14 protein-coding genes and 1 riboswitch are annotated in these 17,246 nt (G+C 40.5%); of the genes, 1 reads left to right on the top strand and 13 read right to left on the bottom strand.

What is annotated here, in order from left to right; genetic code table 11:
* Positions 1 to 16: 16 nt before the first annotated feature.
* From CRJ00_RS05980 to CRJ00_RS05920, 13 genes are all read right to left on the bottom strand, one after another.
* On the bottom strand, positions 17 to 538 hold the full coding sequence (locus CRJ00_RS05980; protein ID WP_099365968.1) for a DUF4833 domain-containing protein: 522 nt from the start codon (positions 536 to 538) through the stop codon (positions 17 to 19).
* A 66-nt stretch (positions 539 to 604) separates the two neighbouring features.
* The gene (locus CRJ00_RS05975; RefSeq protein WP_099365967.1) at positions 605 to 787 is read right to left on the bottom strand and encodes a hypothetical protein; all 183 of its coding nucleotides are present in this window, start codon (positions 785 to 787) and stop codon (positions 605 to 607) included.
* 120 nt (positions 788 to 907) lie between these two features.
* On the bottom strand, positions 908 to 3,217 hold the full coding sequence (metE, locus tag CRJ00_RS05970) for a 5-methyltetrahydropteroyltriglutamate--homocysteine S-methyltransferase (protein WP_099365966.1): 2,310 nt from the start codon (positions 3,215 to 3,217) through the stop codon (positions 908 to 910).
* Between the two features lie 71 nt (positions 3,218 to 3,288).
* Positions 3,289 to 3,388: riboswitch (SAM riboswitch) on the bottom strand.
* Between the two features lie 140 nt (positions 3,389 to 3,528).
* Positions 3,529 to 6,231, bottom strand: coding sequence for a TonB-dependent receptor domain-containing protein (locus CRJ00_RS05965; RefSeq protein WP_099365965.1), 2,703 nt, complete (start codon positions 6,229 to 6,231; stop codon positions 3,529 to 3,531).
* 57 nt (positions 6,232 to 6,288) lie between these two features.
* On the bottom strand, positions 6,289 to 6,720 hold the full coding sequence (locus CRJ00_RS05960; protein ID WP_099365964.1) for an HYC_CC_PP family protein: 432 nt from the start codon (positions 6,718 to 6,720) through the stop codon (positions 6,289 to 6,291).
* 507 nt (positions 6,721 to 7,227) lie between these two features.
* Positions 7,228 to 7,983, bottom strand: a complete 756-nt coding sequence (gene trpA, locus CRJ00_RS05955; protein ID WP_099365963.1) for a tryptophan synthase subunit alpha — start codon at positions 7,981 to 7,983, stop codon at positions 7,228 to 7,230.
* 2 nt (positions 7,984 to 7,985) lie between these two features.
* Positions 7,986 to 9,170, bottom strand: a complete 1,185-nt coding sequence (trpB, locus tag CRJ00_RS05950) for a tryptophan synthase subunit beta (RefSeq protein ID WP_099365962.1) — start codon at positions 9,168 to 9,170, stop codon at positions 7,986 to 7,988.
* Positions 9,163 to 9,792, bottom strand: a complete 630-nt coding sequence (locus tag CRJ00_RS05945) for a phosphoribosylanthranilate isomerase (protein ID WP_099365961.1) — start codon at positions 9,790 to 9,792, stop codon at positions 9,163 to 9,165. Before CRJ00_RS05945 ends, trpB begins: the two co-directional genes overlap by 8 nt.
* Positions 9,785 to 10,774 (bottom strand): anthranilate phosphoribosyltransferase, encoded by a 990-nt coding sequence (trpD, locus tag CRJ00_RS05940; RefSeq protein ID WP_099365960.1) that lies wholly within the window; start codon positions 10,772 to 10,774, stop codon positions 9,785 to 9,787. The genes CRJ00_RS05945 and trpD overlap by 8 nt, the downstream gene beginning before the upstream one ends.
* 204 nt (positions 10,775 to 10,978) lie before the next feature.
* Entirely contained in the window at positions 10,979 to 11,464 is a 486-nt protein-coding gene (locus CRJ00_RS05935) for a hypothetical protein (protein WP_099365959.1), read from the bottom strand.
* A gap of 90 nt (positions 11,465 to 11,554) precedes the next feature.
* On the bottom strand, positions 11,555 to 11,776 hold the full coding sequence (locus CRJ00_RS05930; RefSeq protein WP_002996718.1) for a DUF2795 domain-containing protein: 222 nt from the start codon (positions 11,774 to 11,776) through the stop codon (positions 11,555 to 11,557).
* A 125-nt stretch (positions 11,777 to 11,901) separates the two neighbouring features.
* Positions 11,902 to 12,627, bottom strand: a complete 726-nt coding sequence (locus tag CRJ00_RS05925) for a lysophospholipid acyltransferase family protein (protein ID WP_099365958.1) — start codon at positions 12,625 to 12,627, stop codon at positions 11,902 to 11,904.
* Between the two features lie 244 nt (positions 12,628 to 12,871).
* Positions 12,872 to 14,242, bottom strand: a complete 1,371-nt coding sequence (locus CRJ00_RS05920; RefSeq protein WP_099365957.1) for a dipeptidase — start codon at positions 14,240 to 14,242, stop codon at positions 12,872 to 12,874.
* A 212-nt stretch (positions 14,243 to 14,454) separates the two neighbouring features.
* Here CRJ00_RS05920 and CRJ00_RS05915 point away from each other — a divergent pair, with 212 nt between their 5' ends.
* Positions 14,455 to 17,244: an outer membrane beta-barrel protein gene (locus CRJ00_RS05915; protein WP_099365956.1), complete on the top strand. Its 2,790-nt coding sequence runs from the start codon at positions 14,455 to 14,457 to the stop codon at positions 17,242 to 17,244.
* Positions 17,245 to 17,246 lie beyond the last annotated feature (2 nt).

Below are 17,246 nucleotides of genomic sequence, written 5' to 3'. Positions count from 1 at the left end.
ATAATTGCAATATTATTTACAACACCAGCTTTTTCACCAAAGGCTTCCCATCCTTAACCCCATAAAACAGAATATAATCCACCTTGGTCGACAATCCCGACGTCCCATCTTTCTGCCTAATAAAAATCCGTTTGAGGATAAAACTGGTCCCAGCAACCGTGGTACTCACATAAGGATCACCCTTAGATGGAAAATGAAGAAATAACTTTTGTTCAGGTAGAGAAACAATGGAAGCCTCATAACTTTTATTTTTCAAAAGCTTCGAATAAATTCCATACGCAAAATTCTTTTGAATGATCGTCAATGGCCTTATAACCCCACCATTGTCAAATAATTGGCGATAAACCTGAATGGGTTCATCCTTATTTATCGTTTTATCCGATTTATAATTCAGACTGTAGATATAGGTATTCTTCCCCCGGTTATGCTGTATATAAAACAAAACCCCATCCATGCGGGTGGGGGTAGGATAATTGTCCTGCCCCAAAGAGACAAGACAATTTATAATAAGTAGGCATATTAATAGCAATCTGTTCATTTCCAGTCTCTAATTTGACATGAAAATACAGAATCGTTTATTAATAAGCGATGAATTTTAAGTTAACTATTGTCTATTTCCACCGCCACCCATGAAACGGGTGATCAACCAGATCAATAAGGCAACAATAACAACGACGAAGATGATCCCTGACCATAGACCTGCCTTAAATATCCCCTCAATAACGGAACATCCAGTCAATAAATTCGTCATTAAAAATAATAGTAATACTCCGTTGATTCTTTTCATAGTGCAATTGTCTTTATTAATAAACAATAAGGCATGGAAAAGGTTTGACCAAAAAAATCAGGCCGAACATAACGTTCGGCCTGAAAACAAATTATATTTTATAATCAAAAATGCGTAGGCTTATTCAGCTCTTAAAATCTTGGCAGCTTCTACCATAGATTCCAATGCTGCTTTAGTTTCCGGCCATGCACGAGTTTTCAAACCACAGTCAGGGTTAACCCATAATTGCTCCGAAGGAACAACCGCTTTTGCTTTACGCAATAGGTCTACCATCTCTTCTGTGCTAGGAACGCGTGGCGAGTGGATATCATAAACACCAGGACCAATATCATTTGGATATTTGAAGTCAGCGAATGCATCCAATAATTCCATTTGAGAACGTGAAGTCTCGATCGTGATTACGTCAGCATCCATTGCTGCGATATCTTGGATGATATCATTGAACTCAGAGTAACACATGTGTGTATGGATCTGCGTATCATCATCCACATTCGAAGAAGATACACGGAATGAACGTACAGCCCAATCCAAATACGCTTGTTGATCAGCTTTACGCAATGGTAATCCTTCGCGGATTGCTGGCTCATCGATCTGAATGATTTTGATACCTGCTTTTTCCAAAGCTTGAACCTCATCAAGGATCGCTAATGCGATTTGGTAAGTCGTGGTTGAACGAGGTTGATCGTTACGTACGAAAGACCATTGAAGAATAGTAACAGGACCAGTTAACATTCCTTTTACCGGACGGTTAGTCAATGATTGTGCGTAAGCAGACCAACGAACAGTCATATCTTCAGGACGGTAAACATCACCATAAATAATCGGAGGTTTCACACAACGAGAACCGTATGATTGAACCCAACCGTTTTGAGTAAATGCATAACCTGCTAATTGCTCTCCGAAGTATTCCACCATGTCGTTACGCTCAAATTCACCATGTACCAATACATCGATATCCAATTGCTCTTGTAAACGGATCGTTCTTTCTGTTTCTTCAGCAATTTCTTTATCATATTGTTCTTGGGAAATAGCACCTTTTTTCAAGTCAGCTCTCCATTTACGAACATCTTTAGTTTGTGGGAAGGAACCGATTGTCGTAGTTGCATAGTCAGGAAGATTGAACTTCGCTTTTTGCGCTTTTTTACGATCGTTGAATTTAGAAGTACGTGTAGCGTCTTCATCAGTGATGTTGCTTACACGGGTTTTAACTTCTGGTTTGTGGATCAATGGAGAAGTACGGCGGCTTTCGTTTGCTGCTTTGTTGGCTTCGAAACGTTTTTGTGTTGCTGCATCTACTTCACCTTCTGCCAATACCGCTAAGTCTTTTACTTCAGCTAATTTCTGTTTAGCGAACGCTAACCAGTTTTTAACTTCCGCAGGAAGAGACTCTTCGTTGTTTTCGTTGTCCAAGTCAAAAGGAACGTGCAATAGAGAAGAAGAAGGAGCAACCCATACACGGTCTTTTCCTAATTTCTCAACTGCTTGGTTGATTTTTGTCAAGGATTTTTCGTAATCATTTTTCCAAATGTTACGGCCTTCAACCACCCCTAAGGAAAGGGTTAGGTTAGCAGGAACTTTCGCTAATATAGAGTCGAGTTGATCTTCACCACGAACTAGATCCAGGTGAAGCGCGTGTACAGGAAGTGCCAAAGCAGTATCTTCGTTGTCACGTAATGCCTCGAAATAAGTTGCAACGATTAATTTGATGCCTTTAGCTGCTGCTGCAAGTTTTTCGAAAACACTTGCGTATAGCGCACGGGTAGCATCGTTGATATCCAAAGCTAAGAAAGGCTCGTCGATCTGTACGTATTGAGCGCCAGCATCAGCCAATTTTGCTAAGATTTCTTCGTAAACAGGTAATAAACTATCGATAAGATCGATACGGTTGAATCCAGCTTCTTTTTCTTTACCTAATAATAAGTAAGTGATTGGGCCGATGATCACCGGTTTAGTTTCGATACCTTGTTGTTTTGCTTCATTGTATTCGCTTAGGAATTTCTCTGAAGTCAATTTGAATTCTTGGTTTTTAACGAATTCAGGAACGATATAGTGGTAGTTTGTATCGAACCATTTGGTCATTTCCATAGCGGTCACATCGACACCACCTTCTTGGAAACCACGAGCCATCGCGAAGTATAGGTCTAAGTTATACTGGCGATCGATTTTGTTCAAAAGGGAGTTGTAACGAGCAGGGATAGCGCCTACAGTTAAGGATAGGTCTAATACTTGATCGTAGAATGAGAAATCGTTAGAAGGGATCAAATCGATGCCTGCATCTTTTTGAGTCTTCCAATTGCCTTCACGGATTTTCAGTCCAGCTTGCAATAATTCTTCCGCGCTGATTTTTTTTGCCCAGTAAGCTTCATTAGCTTTCTTTAGCTCGCGGAACGCGCCCACACGTGGGTAACCTAAATTGTTCGTTAATAACATAAAGTATTGTACTTAATTAATTTTTACTAAAGTCGTTTGCTAAGAGAAGGCTCCTAAGGATTAGTGAGTCCAGCTTATCGTTCCTCTTTAGAGGTAGAATGTAGCACCTTGTCAAGGGACAGGTTGCTAAGGCTTCATCGGGTCTAGTCCCTCTGCCTTTCTCTATAAGCGGTGCTAAGGTAGGGATAAGATTTTATATTAACAAAAAAATATTTCTATATCTTTCATTTATCCCCTGCTAAAACAGAAAAAGCCCCCAGCTTTTACACCAGAGGCTCTTCATGCTATTACTTAATAAATATTTTACCTTTTTACTTAATATGGTATCTGATACCGGTATAAAACATTCTTCCTACTATCGGACCCCAAACTAAATTCGTGTCGAAATTAGCTCCAAACGGGTTGTCATGTGCCAAGATCGGATCTTTTTGGAAGTAGTTGCTCAGGTTCTCACCACCAACATACACATCAAAATTCTTGTTCTTTCCAAATGTTCTGCTCACCTGAGCATTCATCGTAACATAAGCATCTGATTCCGTTGCCAATTGATACGCCTCTGGATTACCTACCGTACTTGGAAGACGTTTCTTGCCCACCACATTCAAGGTATAATCAAAACTCCATCCCGAATGTAGGTTGTAGGCCAAGTTCATGAATCCACGGTGTTTTGCTGTCAATGGTTTCTGTAATTTTCCGGAAGTATATTCGGTCTGTACATCCAACATACGGTATGCAAAACGTGCTTCGAAGTGCTGTGCCGGCATGAAACGGAATTCTGCCTGAACACTGTTCGAATAGGATTTGCCATCCAGATTATAGAATGCTACTTCTCGTGGGTTTTCGAAATCAACCACGACCTGGTTTTGGAAGTTGTTGTGGAACAATTCTAACGATAAGCCAGACTCACGACCGAACAATTGGAAGCTTTGGTCAAATGTAAAGCCTGTATTCCAAGAAACCTCTGGTTTTAATCCATAAGCTGCTTCACCAGACACCAATTGGGCCAAGTCTTTAATAGTACGGCTGGATGCAAAAATACCTAAGTTCTCTGCAAAAACATTCGCTGTACGTTGTCCACGTCCTGAACTGATGCGGAAAGTGGTTCCTAAGATAGGCTCATAACGCAGTACCGCCCGTGGTGTGGTGAACCAACCATATAGGTTATTGTAATCCTGGCGGATACCCAATACCGCATCGAATTTCTCCGAAGGGCTAAAGGTATATTCTAAGAATGCACCCGCAACCGATTCTTTTCTTCCGAAGTTATAATCGTAATCATTTGTGCTGTTCACACGGCTTAACTGCTCATCCATATCATCATATTGGATGGATGCACCCACTTTGTATTTATGGGTCACATCGGAAATGATATCCTGGAACAATAAGTTGGCATACATGGATTTCTGCTCACTGTCGTAAGCATTCAATCCGAAGAAACTTTCCTGTTTATAGCGGCTTGCTGATAATTGTAGACCGATACTACGATGTTTGTTGGTCGGGAATACATAACCTAGTTTACCAAAACCTTCAATACGCTCGTTTTTGAAGCCCAAGCCATATTGGTTGGTCGTAAACTTGTCGGTGTCTTCATTGAAATCGATCTGTCCACCAACACGGTCATCATGTAGGAATTTTACCCCAAATTGTGCAATGACACCTTTTCCATTTTCATAATGCCATCTATTGATACCGGAGAATAGGTTTCCAACCGGCATATCCCTAAATCCATTGTCGCTGAAGTTCATCTTCTTATTGTACATGAAGTTGTCATGCAGCAACAATCCTACTGACCATTTTTCGTTCAGGTGGGTAGCAACATTCAGGTTGATATCCGTACGGCCCATATTATTGGCGTAGGCATTGAAATATAATTTATCGGTATTGTGTGGTTTTTTCAATTCCACATTGATCTGTCCGGCCATGTTCTCGAATCCATTGGCAACAGAACCGATACCTTTACTGATGTTGATCGCTTCGATCCAAGTACCAGCGATACTGTTCAAACCAAGGGGAGAGGCAAAACCACGCGGACCTGGTAGGTTTTCTACAGTCAACTGCGTATAGATACCACTTAATCCCAACATCTGGATCTGTTTACTTCCGGTTACCGCATCGCTACTTACCACATCAACTGATGCGTTGGTAGAAAAACTTTCCGAAAGATCACAACAGGCAGCTTTGAAAAGCTCTTTTGCCGTGATGGTTTCCACACGCACAGGGCTTAGCTTATTGATATAGTTCGATTTCTGTCTTCTCGAAACAACGATCTCCTTCAATACATTGTTCTTCGCCTGGATCATCACGATATCATGTAGGTTCTTAACCTCCACCGTATCCGAATTCATGCTGGCGTGGGTTACTACCAAGTAACGATATGGTTTTACGTGCATGATCTTGAACACACCATTCTCATTACTCTTTATTTTTTTGGAAGGATCTTCTTTCCAATAAACGGTAACATCAGAAATTGGGGTCAGATCACCACGATCATTTTCATTAACTACTACACCGGTCACCTCATGGTCGTGATCATGGTCATGTCCACCTTTGTCATCCGCTTTCTTAGCGTGATCATGGCCTTCATGTTCATCATGGTCGTGTCCTTCGTGGGATGCATGATCGTGACCTTCATGGTCATCGTGGTCATGGCCTTCATGGTCATCTTCATTTTTGATACCATCGGCACCCATACGTTCATATAGACAGCATTCATGCAATTTGTCATATACCTCTTGCGAAGCACGGAACTCTTTTGTGTCGTGCCCAGCATCAGCAATGGATTTCTTTATTTTATCTACTGTGGTTTTTTTGCTGTCAAAGGTTACTTTGGCTTTTTGGGTTGCCTGATCCCAGGTGATGCTGTTTGCACCGCCATCTTTTCCTGCCTTCTCAATTCGTTTTTTACACATGCCGCAATTTCCGGCCACTTCAAATTCTACCGTATTGGTCTGCGCAAATGCCAGATTGCCCAATAGGATAAATGTTATTAATAAATAATTTTTAAGGGTATTCATAAAATTTAATAAAAAATTGATTCAAATAATGTTTAAATATTTGGAGTCAATTCAATACTAAATTCTATACGTGCAGTTTAAGATGTAGACGGGTTCGAGATCCTGAATAGGAATAAAGGCCAAACTGTGGTACTCTTGGTCAGGATCATCAACAAAGATTTTCCATTGTTCCATGATCCAAGGGATCAGGACCACTGCTGGCGCAAAATTGATTAAATCTGTAAAGGTGGATTTTGACTGTAATTGTTCGCTGTCCGATTTCAAGCTTAATTCCTTGTCCTGACAACATCCTTTCTTACAGGAATCACCGTGTTTATGGGAAGCTTTGTCCTGGCATTTTGAACAATTAGGACAATTCTCATGTGATACTTTGGTGGATTGATCTAGCGATAGAAATGTCGATTTTCCACAATGGTGGAGATAAATTGTTGCCCCCGTACTGCATACAGAATAAATCATTAGGAGTAATATGGCAATAATTTTTCGCATAGATTATCCAAATATAACAATTGTTATGGGAAAATGTTGATAAATTATTTTAATTAATTCTTGCGTGTAAAAAAATTGGTTTTTATATTGGACTCAACTTAATGTAATAAACCTAATAATTTATGGAAACTTTAGCTGCACATCCAAACTTGCTGTATTTTGGCGTTATAGGCTTAACATGCGCTGCGGGCTTGGTATTTTTCGTTTTCAACAAAATCTTAAGAAGAGTAAATTAATCTCGGGAAATGCTGCCCATAAATTCCAATCCTGTAAATATTGGAATTTATGAAGAGGCTGTGTCATAAAAATGATACAGCCTCTTTTTTTTGGAAGGCTTAATTATGCCCTCTGAAAAAATAGATTTTGGTCTTGGTTTAAGTGAGGTTTAAGTGAGGTGTAAGTGACTTGTAAGTGCATTAAGTCACTTACAACTCACTTACATCCCACTTGGAATTTACTTGTACAGCATTCCTATTTTGGAAATTGTATTTCTGAACTAAAAGAAGATTATTTTATGCTTTGAATAAAACCCGAAATCTTGTCCAAATAATTATCGGCTGCCAATAGTTTTACGAATGCTGTCCCAACAATGGCTCCATTCGCATAGCTCGTTGCTTTTCGGAATGTATCCCGATCATGGATACCAAATCCAATTACTACCGGATTTTTCAAATCCATGTCTTTAATTCTTTTGAAATAGGCTTCCGATTGATCCTGGATAGCCAATTGCTTACCGGTAGTCGCATTGGAAGATAGTAGGTAAATAAAGCTGGTAGAAAGATCATCGATCTTACGGATTCGTGCTTCCGAAGTCTGTGGAGTTACCAAAAAGATATTGCTGATTCCATTTTCCTTAAATACATCCTGGTAAAGTTCTTCGTATTCATACATCGGTAGATCAGGGATGATTGTTCCGTTTACACCGACCTCCTTACATTTATTACAAAAATTCTCTACCCCATATTGAATAACGGGATTTACATAACCCATTAAATAGACAGGAATGGAAACCCTATTCCGGAGGTCTTTTAATTGTTCAAAAAGAATGTTCAGGGTCATGCCATTTTTTAGGGCTTCTTCCGAACTATGCTGTATAGTTGGTCCATCGGCCACAGGGTCGGAATAGGGGAAACCGATTTCCAAAAAATCTGCACCTGCTTTTTCGAGCGCCTCGGCAATATCCAAGGTGCTGTCCAAGGATGGATAACCGGCGGTAAAATAGATGGATAGCAATCCGTTTGCTTGTTTATTTATCTGCATCATGGTTAAAAGCCAAAGTATTTCATATAATTATCAAGATCCTTGTCGCCACGTCCGGAAAGACAGATCACGACGGTTTCATCGCCTTTAAAAGTCATCTTCTCCAAATGCGCTAAGGCGTGCGAGCTTTCGATCGCTGGGATGATCCCCTCCAATTTGGTCAGAAGTAGTCCCGCATTCATCGCTTCCTCATCGGTAGCACTGACATAGCTGCCTCTGCCAGACTTGAACAACCAAGCATGTTGTGGGCCAATACCAGGGTAATCGAGCCCGGCCGAAATGGAATAAGGTTCAATCACCTGTCCATCTTCGGTCTGCATCAGGATGGAGCGACTGCCATGTAGCACGCCTTCATGTCCCAATTGGGTGGTAGCAGCTGATTCGCCACTGTCAACACCATGACCTGCGGCTTCCACAGCTATGATCTGAACATCCTCTTCATCCAAAAAATGGTAGAACATCCCTGCAGCATTCGATCCTCCGCCTACACAGGCCATCACGATATCTGGGGTCTCTTTTCCGGTTTTTTCCAATAGTTGCTTCCGGGTTTCTTCAGAAATGATGGACTGAAAGCGCGCCACCATGTCGGGATAGGGATGTGGTCCAACCACCGAACCGATGATGTAGTGGGTATCCACCGGATTGTTTATCCAATCTCTTAAGGCTTCATTGGTCGCATCTTTTAATGTTTTGCTGCCCGAAGTGGCCGCAATGACCGTAGCTCCCATCATTTTCATCCGGGCAACATTTGGCGCCTGACGCTGAATGTCGATCTCGCCCATATACACCACACATTCCAAACCTTTCAGGGCGCAGACTGTCGCAGTTGCCACACCATGCTGCCCAGCGCCGGTTTCGGCAATGATCCGTTTCTTGCCCAGTTTTTCTGCCAAGAGAATCTGACCGATGGTATTGTTGATCTTATGCGCTCCGGTATGGTTCAGGTCTTCACGCTTCAGGAAAATATTGGTACCGTATTTTTCCGATAGCCTTTTTGCTGGATACAGAGGGGATGGACGGCCTACATAATCCCGTAATAATTGTTCAAACTCTTCCTTAAACGAAGGGTCTTCTATGATGGAAAGGTATTGTTGTTGTAATTCTTCTACATTGGGATACAGCATTTCGGGGATGTATGCTCCTCCGAATGGGCCATAATACCCTTTTTGGTTTACTTGATATTTACTCATGGTGTATGGTTTTCAATGCTTCTTTTATTTTTTCGATATCTTTTAATCCCGGCTCGAGTTCGAATTTGGAGTTTAGATCCAGGCCAACTAATCTGGCATCATCAAATGCCAATGCCTCGGAAAGGTTTTCTAATGAAAGTCCGCCACTTAGGAAATAAGGCTTTTCATAGGGATAGGATGTTAATTTTTCCCAATTGAAGGTATAGCCTGTACCGCCGTAGGCTGCGCTCTTACTGTCGAAAAGGAGGTAATCTACCTGATCTAGAAAAGGAGCTACCTTAGACCAGTCGAAACCCTCATCAATGCCAAATGCCTTGATGACTTCCATACCTAACCCTTTAAGGTCTTTTGCCAATGCCGGGGATTCATCGCCATGCAATTGGATGACCTTCAGGTCGTATTGTTTTATTGCCGACGTAATTTCCGAAAGGCTGGCATTTACAAAAACGCCCGTTTTCTTTAATCCTGGAGCATCTGCTAATGTCGACAGGTTGCCCACATAGCGAGCGGATTTCGGATAAAAAATGTGGCCAATGTAATTAAGAGGTAAGCCAGCCAGTTCCTTGATATTCTCAGGGTCTCGCATGCCACATACCTTGATCAATATATTTCTCTTAGGCATTTATCAGTTTTTTAAGGCTCTCTTCTGCTTTTAATCCCAATAAGGATGCTTCGGCTTCATAGTAGCAATCGGCAAAGCTTTTTTCCGGATGGAAAGTTTTGATGGCGAAGGCGGCATTGCTCATCACCACATTGTTCTGTACATCCGTACCTTCACCTTGGATGATCTTCTTGAAGGTATTCGCCGATTCTTCGACCTGATCTCCACCGGCCAGATCTGCCGCTGCAACAGGTTGGAAACCTAATTCCTCCACCGTATAATAATTCTCACCCGCATTATTGATTACTTTGAAATCGCCGGTCAGGGATATTTCATCGTATCCATCCATGGAATGGATGATGCTATATTGTTTATTGCTGTTCTGATACAGGTAGGCATATAGCCTTGCCAGTTCTAGATTGAACACCCCAACTGATTGGAATTTGGGGTTGGCAGGATTAGTTAATGGACCGAGCATATTGAAGAAGGTCTTTACCCCTAATGCCCGACGGATTGGCGCCACGGTTTTCATGGCAGGGTGGAAGAGTGGGGCATGCAGGAAACAGATATTGGCCTCGTCTAGCTGTTTCTTTAAGGCGTCGCTGTCTGCGGTAAAGGTATAACCTAAGGATTCCATCACATTGGAAGATCCACAGCCCGAGGATACACCCACATTACCGTGTTTGGCTACTTTATAGCCAGCACCCGCTACGACAAAGGAGGATAAAGTGGATATGTTGAAGGTGTTTTTTCCATCACCACCTGTACCGCACATATCGATCAGGTCATAGCCATCGAAATCCAGCTTATTACATAAGTCGTACATGGCATCGCGAAAGCCGCCCAATTCTTCTACGCGGATGCTGCGCATCCCATAGATGGTCATGAATGCCGCGATTTGATGCGAATCGTATTTGCCGGTCGCGATATTCGTGAGGATATCGTACGCTTCTTTTCTTGTAAAAGACTTATATTCAAATAAATGGGCTAAAATTTCTTTCATATCAGTGCATAAAAAAAGGCTTGCCTAAAAGGCAAGCCCGCTATTTTTTGAGTTCATTAATTCATTCAATAGGTCATTGCCACAACATTAATTGTTGTGCCACCACCAAATTGTATTGAACTGTTGTGCTTTCATTGTTAATGAAACAAATATCAACGATTGTTTTGATATTTGCAAGAAATCAAATAAAAAAATGATTTTTTGTTAATAGGTGACAAAATGAGCCATCTCTTCCCCTTTAGAAACCAAGGTAAATGAAGCAATTTTTCCATCCTCCACATAAATGCTGGTCACCAACCGGTCCTTATGGTAAAGGAAGTACATATTGTTCACATCCATATCCTCTGGATCGATATCCCGAACCTCCTTACGTGGTAATTGACTGTAGGTCTTATATTGTATATTCTCCAGTTTTTTGGTCATCAAATTGATTCTGATTTCCTGAAGACTAACTTCCAGGTAATCATACATCTCATCGGAAGGATCATTTACCGTAACATATTGACTAAGGATCACATCCAATGCATTCTCTTCGTTTGCTAGGTCATGTATAAAATTCTTGACCAAGGATAGATTTTCCTTGCTTGATTTGCTTTCCATATGCTCCATTTTAGCCTGATTAGGTTTTGCCTGTGCGAAAGAGATCAAAGGGCTGATGGACAATATCAAATACAGTAAATGCGGTTTCATGTTTAATTTATTTAGAATCTTTGACCAATAAAAACATAAAAGGATTAAATAAAAAGCGCCTCTTGATAAAAAGGCGCTTTTTATTTGAATTTAATATTCATCTTCATTGAAAAAGAAATCATCTTTTGTCGGATAATCCGGCCAGATTTCCTCGATGTTCTCGTATGGTTCACCATCGTCTTCCAACGCTTGAAGATTTTCAATCACTTCAACAGGTGCGCCAGAACGGATAGCATAATCAATCAATTCATCTTTGGTAGCCGGCCAAGGAGCGTCTTCTAAATGCGAAGCTAATTCAAGTGTCCAATACATATCTCTTTAATTAAGTTACATTTTTCGCAAAAATAATATTTAATTTAACTAATGCAAGAAATTTCCCCTTAATTCTTTGTTAATGGGTGTATGTATCAGATAATCAGATTTCTAAAATGAAAAATTTATTTACGGTTATTGTATTCCGTCCAGGCTTTATTCATTTTTTCGTAGACTTCCTGCTCAAAACTCTTATCGTTATCATGCAGTTTCGGGTCGGTCTGTATAGGTTTTAATACCGTGATTTCAATTACGCCGGATCTGGATCCATATGTTGATCCATCATCAAACATAATTTTCCAGGCATTGTGGATCACCACGGGAAGGATGGGGATATTATTTTCTACCGCCATTTTAAAGGCGCCGGCTTTAAAAGGATGCAGTATCGGCGGATAACCATCGTCTATTTTTCCTTCCGGGAAAATAACCACGTTTTTTCCCTGCTGTAGCAATTCGGTCGCACGCTTGTATGCTTTAAAGGAGGATATCTTACTTTCTCTCTTAACAGGAATATCGATCGTACGGAAGAATATCCTGGTAACCGGATTGTCCATCAATTCGATCTTTCCAATAAAAGAAAAAGGTTTTGGACACAAGTAGGTCAACGCCGTAATGTCCAGTATAGATGTATGGTTCGGGCAGATGATGTAATTTTGGGACCAATCTACCGGTTCTTCATAATGCACTTTAATCCTTATACCCACCAGGTATAAACTGGTCACACTGATCCATTTACGGAACCATACAATAGAGTTGTAATGCTTTTCCGGGTTTTTCGCTAAAAAATAAAGAATAGGGTAGCTGAGGATGTAGAAAAATAGTACCGCAGCGAAATAGAAAAACCTATGCATTTTTTAGTATTTAGTAGTAAGTATTTAGTATTTAGACCTGTTTTGAGTATTTAGTAGTAAGTATTTAGTATTTAGACCCTGGCGGCTTAATAAATCATTTAAAACTTTAAAATTATTTAAAAATTCAAAATCTTTTTTAACAAACATAGGTCTAAATACTAACTACTATATACTAACTACTTCTAGAAGACATAGGTCTAAATACTAACTACTATATACTAAATACTAGCGAGCGATAGCTGCGCTATCGCGACATTTCCGCATAGTATTTATGGAACAATGGAATTGTTTCGATACCTTTCAGGTAGTTTTCAATGCCATATTTTTCATTAGGGGAGTGCAGGTTGTCGCTGTCTAATCCGAAACCTAACAATACGGTTTTAATACCTAATTCTTTCTCGAATAGAGCAACGATTGGAATCGAACCACCACCACGAGTAGGGATAGGTTTTTTGTTGAATGTTTCTTCAAGTGCTTTCTCTGCTGCTTTATAGGCGATGCTATCGGTAGGAGTAACCACAGGCTCTCCACCATGATGAGGTTTTACTTCTACTTTTACAGATTTTGGAGCGATGGCTTCAAAATGGTCTTTGAATAATTTCGTGATACGCTCAGAGTTTTGGTTAGGAACCAAACGCATAGAGATTTTTGCGAAGGCTTTAGAAGGTAAAACTGTTTTTGCACCTTCACCAATATATCCACCCCAGATACCATTTACCTCCAAAGTAGGACGGATACCTGTGCGTTCGATCGTTGTGAATCCTTTTTCGCCCCATAATTCCTGAACACCTAAATCTTCTTCATAGGTTTCGATATCAAATGGCGCTTCGTTCAATGCTTTTCTTTCTGCTTCAGTCAATTCCAACACATCATCATAAAATCCAGGGATAGTGATGTGGTTGTTCTCATCATGCAAAGAAGCGATCATTTTAGCCAGGATGGTTGCTGGGTTTCCAACTGCTCCACCGTAAACACCAGAGTGAAGGTCGCGGTTTGGTCCTGTTACCTCTACCTCTACGTAAGATAGTCCACGTAGACCTGTTTCCAACGATGGGCTTTCCAAGCTGATCATCGAGGTGTCCGAAATAACAATCACATCAGCTTTTAAACGTTCTTTATTGGCACTTACAAAAATACCTAAGTTGGCCGAACCAACTTCTTCTTCACCTTCGATCATGAATTTAACATTACATGCCAAAGCATTGTTCTTCATCATGTATTCGAAAGCTTTCACGTGCATGTAGAACTGACCTTTATCATCAGCTGCACCACGAGCATAGATTTTACCATCACGTACGGTAGGTTCAAATGGTGGAGTCTCCCATAGTTCAATAGGATCTGCCGGTTGCACATCGTAGTGTCCATAAACCAAAACAGTAGGTAAAGATGGGTCGAAGATTTTTTCTCCGTATACAATTGGGTAGCCTGCTGTAGGACAAATCTCTACATTATCTGCTCCCGCATCTTTAAGTTTTTGTGCTACAAATTCCGCGGTGTTCAATACGCCTTCTTTAAATTGAGGGTCTGCACTTACTGACGGAAAGCGCAATAATTCAAATAATTCTTCTAAGAAGCGATCCTTATTTGCTTCTACATAGTCTTTGATATTTTGCATTTTTAATGGGTTTTTACAAATGTAATGAAATATATTTTAGTAAGGCTGTAACAAATTGCCCCTAGGGTCGACAAATGAAATGAATTGAATGGATCAGCTAGCTATCCGATTGCTGTTAATTATTTGTTAAAACGAAATGCTTTTAACCGTATTTCTCAGTTTTGTGATAATTTTGCGTACCATTTAATCCTTTGAACTTTTTTATTAATTCTATGAAATTTTTTACAAGCGTTTTTCTAACCCTCTTTTTCGGTTTGATCTCCTTGCAGACTTTTGCCCAGAAAAAAATTACTGGAGAGATTCTTTCAGAAACCGACAAAACAAAACTTAGCAATGCCAGCGTGATGCTATTGCAGGCTAAAGATTCCATTTTGGTGGATTTTGCCCGAGTAAATCAAGATGGTAAGTTCAGTATCAACAATCCAGATACGGCAGATTACCTATTGATCGTAAGCTATCCAAAATTTGGTGAGTACTTCCAGAACATCAAAAAAGGAACTGGTGATTTGGCATTGGGACAGATCAATTTGCAATCCGCCGCCAGTTTGATCGAAGAAGTTTTGGTGACCGGAAAGATTCCGGTCGTGGTCAAAGGGGATACGGTCGAATATGACGCATCCAGCTTTGCAACGGAAAAGAATGCGAAGGTGGAGGATCTTTTAAAGGTATTGCCAGGGATTTCGGTCGATGCGAGTGGAAAGATTACCGCGCAGGGTAAGACTGTAGAAAAGGTATTGGTTGACGGAGAAGAATTCTTCGGAGACGATCCTACCTTAGTGACCCGTAATATCCGTTCAGATATGGTGGATAAGGTGCAGGTATATGAGAAGAAAACGGAAGCGGCTGAACGTACAGGTGTGGATGATGGAACGCGTGTGCAAACCATCAATGTGAAATTGAAAGAAGAAGCGAAGAATGGTATGTTCGGAAAAGCGGAAGCCGGAGGGGGTACCGATGGTGATAATGGTTTCTACTTAGGAAAATTAGCCTTAAACCGATTCAAAGGATCGACTAAAATCTCCGCTTTTGGAGTGGGTGCCAATGATGGAACTATCAGCTTAGGTTGGGAAGATGAAGAGAAGTTTGGAATGGGCGATGGTGGAATAGAGGTTATGGAAGATGGAGGGGTAAACTTCAGCTTCGGTGGTGATGCTTTTAGCAATTGGAATGGAAAAGGACAACCGAAGGCTTTGACTGGTGGGGTATCTTATATGGATGCTTGGAAAGACAAAAAGCATAAGTTGAACTTAAGCTATAAATATGGTCAGATCGAAAACAATTTTTCGGATAATTTTATCCGCGAGACGCCAACCGAAGGGGGCTATTTGAACAGCAATACCACCAATAATAATCAAACGGATGCGAATAGACATCGTTTCAATACCAAATACGATTATGCGATCGATTCATTAACGGCATTGACGCTAAAGGTTTCTGGCTCAAGAGAAAAGAATACCAATAGTTTAATGGTAAATGGGGAGACTTTCCAGGATGGTACAAAAGTATCGGATAACAGTAGTGAGCAACGTGGGGAGACAACAACCCAAAACGTTTCCTATGATGCCTATCTAACTCGTAAATTCAAGAAAGAAGGCCGTTCATTGGCTTTGCGTTTCGCAGGTAATAATTCAGAAGAGGAAGGCGATCTTTTATTGGAATCTGAAAACAACAATTATGCTTTGGGAACTTCCCAAGTAATCGATCAATTGAAGAATAAGACATCCAATTCGGATAACATTGTTTCTTCCGTGACGTATACAGAACCTTTGGGCAAGCTTTTCAGAACCTCATTCAATTATGAGTTTGCATCCTCTAAAACCCATGCCATTGTAAATTCCTTCAATAAGGATGCAAGTGGTGGCTATACGGTATTGGATGATGAATTCAGTAATGACTTCAACTTTAACACCACCCGCAATTCCGGAGGAATCGGTTTTGGATATAAGACGGAAAAGATCGATGTGTATCTGAATAATGTGCTTCGTCATGATGACTTGAGCCAAATGAACAATTATGCAAATACAGGGCTGAGCAGGGATTATCTGACCTATAACCCGAACGCTTATTTGCGATACAACATTTCAAAATCTAAACGTATTAACTTAAATTATAGCTATCGCAATAGTTTGCCTTCGCTGTTCCAGATTCAACCATTACGTCAGAATACGGACCAGATGAACGAATATTTTGGTAATGAAAACCTGGTTCCTTCCAAATCAAGTAGCTTCGGGTTAGGGTTCAACTCCTGGGATATGATGAAAGGTAAATATATCTACCTATGGGCAAATGCAGGACAGACCATCGATGCGATCCAGACCAATGTGGTGATCGAAAAGGGAGGTTTAAGGAAGCTTTATTACGAGAACATGGATAAAAACTCCACCAATGTATCTGTTTATGGAGGTGCCGGATTTGATCTGATCCGTAAATGGCAATTAAAATCCAACTTCAATCTGAATGCCTCATACAATAGATACTATAATTATATTAACGATAGAACAATTGCGAATCCTACTGATGAGTTTGCGGAGAACGTAAATGACAATTTTAATTACGGACTGAGCATCGGTTTTGAAAGAAACACGACGAAGAAAGTAGATTTCAACTGGACCTTTACACCAGGGTTCCGTACCTTGAAAACTTCGTTGAACCCAGAACGTAACAGTGACGGATTCACCTTCAACAGTGATCTGACGGTGAAAGCTTACCTTCCTTGGAAAATTACCTTATATGGAGAGGGTACTTATGACTATGAAGCACCTACGGATGCTTTACCTGAACGTTTCGAACGTATTCTTTTCAAACCGGGGATTTCCAAGAAATTCTTGAAAAGTGAAGGTCTGATCTTAGACTTTTATGTAAATGATGTGTTCAATCAGAATAAGGGGTTCAGCAGATCGCAGTACAACGGAGCGATTACACAGAATACCTACAACACCATCTCCAGGTATTACATGTTGAAGTTAACTTGGGAGTTCACTAAAATGATAGGAGTAAATTAATC

It is taken from the genome of Sphingobacterium sp. 1.A.4, from assembly GCF_002734245.1.
GTDB lineage: Bacteria > Bacteroidota > Bacteroidia > Sphingobacteriales > Sphingobacteriaceae > Sphingobacterium > Sphingobacterium tenebrionis.
Note: the sequence above shows the minus strand (reverse complement) of the source record. Positions and strands in the feature narration are given on the sequence as shown.

What these genes read in the sequence shown, in the direction of transcription:
- CRJ00_RS05980 (WP_099365968.1), bottom strand. Translation starts at nt 538, where the DNA reads ATGAACAGATTGCTATTAATATGCCTACTTATTATAAATTGTCTTGTC.
- CRJ00_RS05975 (WP_099365967.1), bottom strand. Translation starts at nt 787, where the DNA reads ATGAAAAGAATCAACGGAGTATTACTATTATTTTTAATGACGAATTTA.
- metE (WP_099365966.1), bottom strand. Translation starts at nt 3,217, where the DNA reads ATGTTATTAACGAACAATTTAGGTTACCCACGTGTGGGCGCGTTCCGC.
- CRJ00_RS05965 (WP_099365965.1), bottom strand. Translation starts at nt 6,231, where the DNA reads ATGAATACCCTTAAAAATTATTTATTAATAACATTTATCCTATTGGGC.
- CRJ00_RS05960 (WP_099365964.1), bottom strand. Translation starts at nt 6,720, where the DNA reads ATGCGAAAAATTATTGCCATATTACTCCTAATGATTTATTCTGTATGC.
- trpA (WP_099365963.1), bottom strand. Translation starts at nt 7,983, where the DNA reads ATGATGCAGATAAATAAACAAGCAAACGGATTGCTATCCATCTATTTT.
- trpB (WP_099365962.1), bottom strand. Translation starts at nt 9,170, where the DNA reads ATGAGTAAATATCAAGTAAACCAAAAAGGGTATTATGGCCCATTCGGA.
- CRJ00_RS05945 (WP_099365961.1), bottom strand. Translation starts at nt 9,792, where the DNA reads ATGCCTAAGAGAAATATATTGATCAAGGTATGTGGCATGCGAGACCCT.
- trpD (WP_099365960.1), bottom strand. Translation starts at nt 10,774, where the DNA reads ATGAAAGAAATTTTAGCCCATTTATTTGAATATAAGTCTTTTACAAGA.
- CRJ00_RS05935 (WP_099365959.1), bottom strand. Translation starts at nt 11,464, where the DNA reads ATGAAACCGCATTTACTGTATTTGATATTGTCCATCAGCCCTTTGATC.
- CRJ00_RS05930 (WP_002996718.1), bottom strand. Translation starts at nt 11,776, where the DNA reads ATGTATTGGACACTTGAATTAGCTTCGCATTTAGAAGACGCTCCTTGG.
- CRJ00_RS05925 (WP_099365958.1), bottom strand. Translation starts at nt 12,627, where the DNA reads ATGCATAGGTTTTTCTATTTCGCTGCGGTACTATTTTTCTACATCCTC.
- CRJ00_RS05920 (WP_099365957.1), bottom strand. Translation starts at nt 14,242, where the DNA reads ATGCAAAATATCAAAGACTATGTAGAAGCAAATAAGGATCGCTTCTTA.
- CRJ00_RS05915 (WP_099365956.1), top strand. Translation starts at nt 14,455, where the DNA reads ATGAAATTTTTTACAAGCGTTTTTCTAACCCTCTTTTTCGGTTTGATC.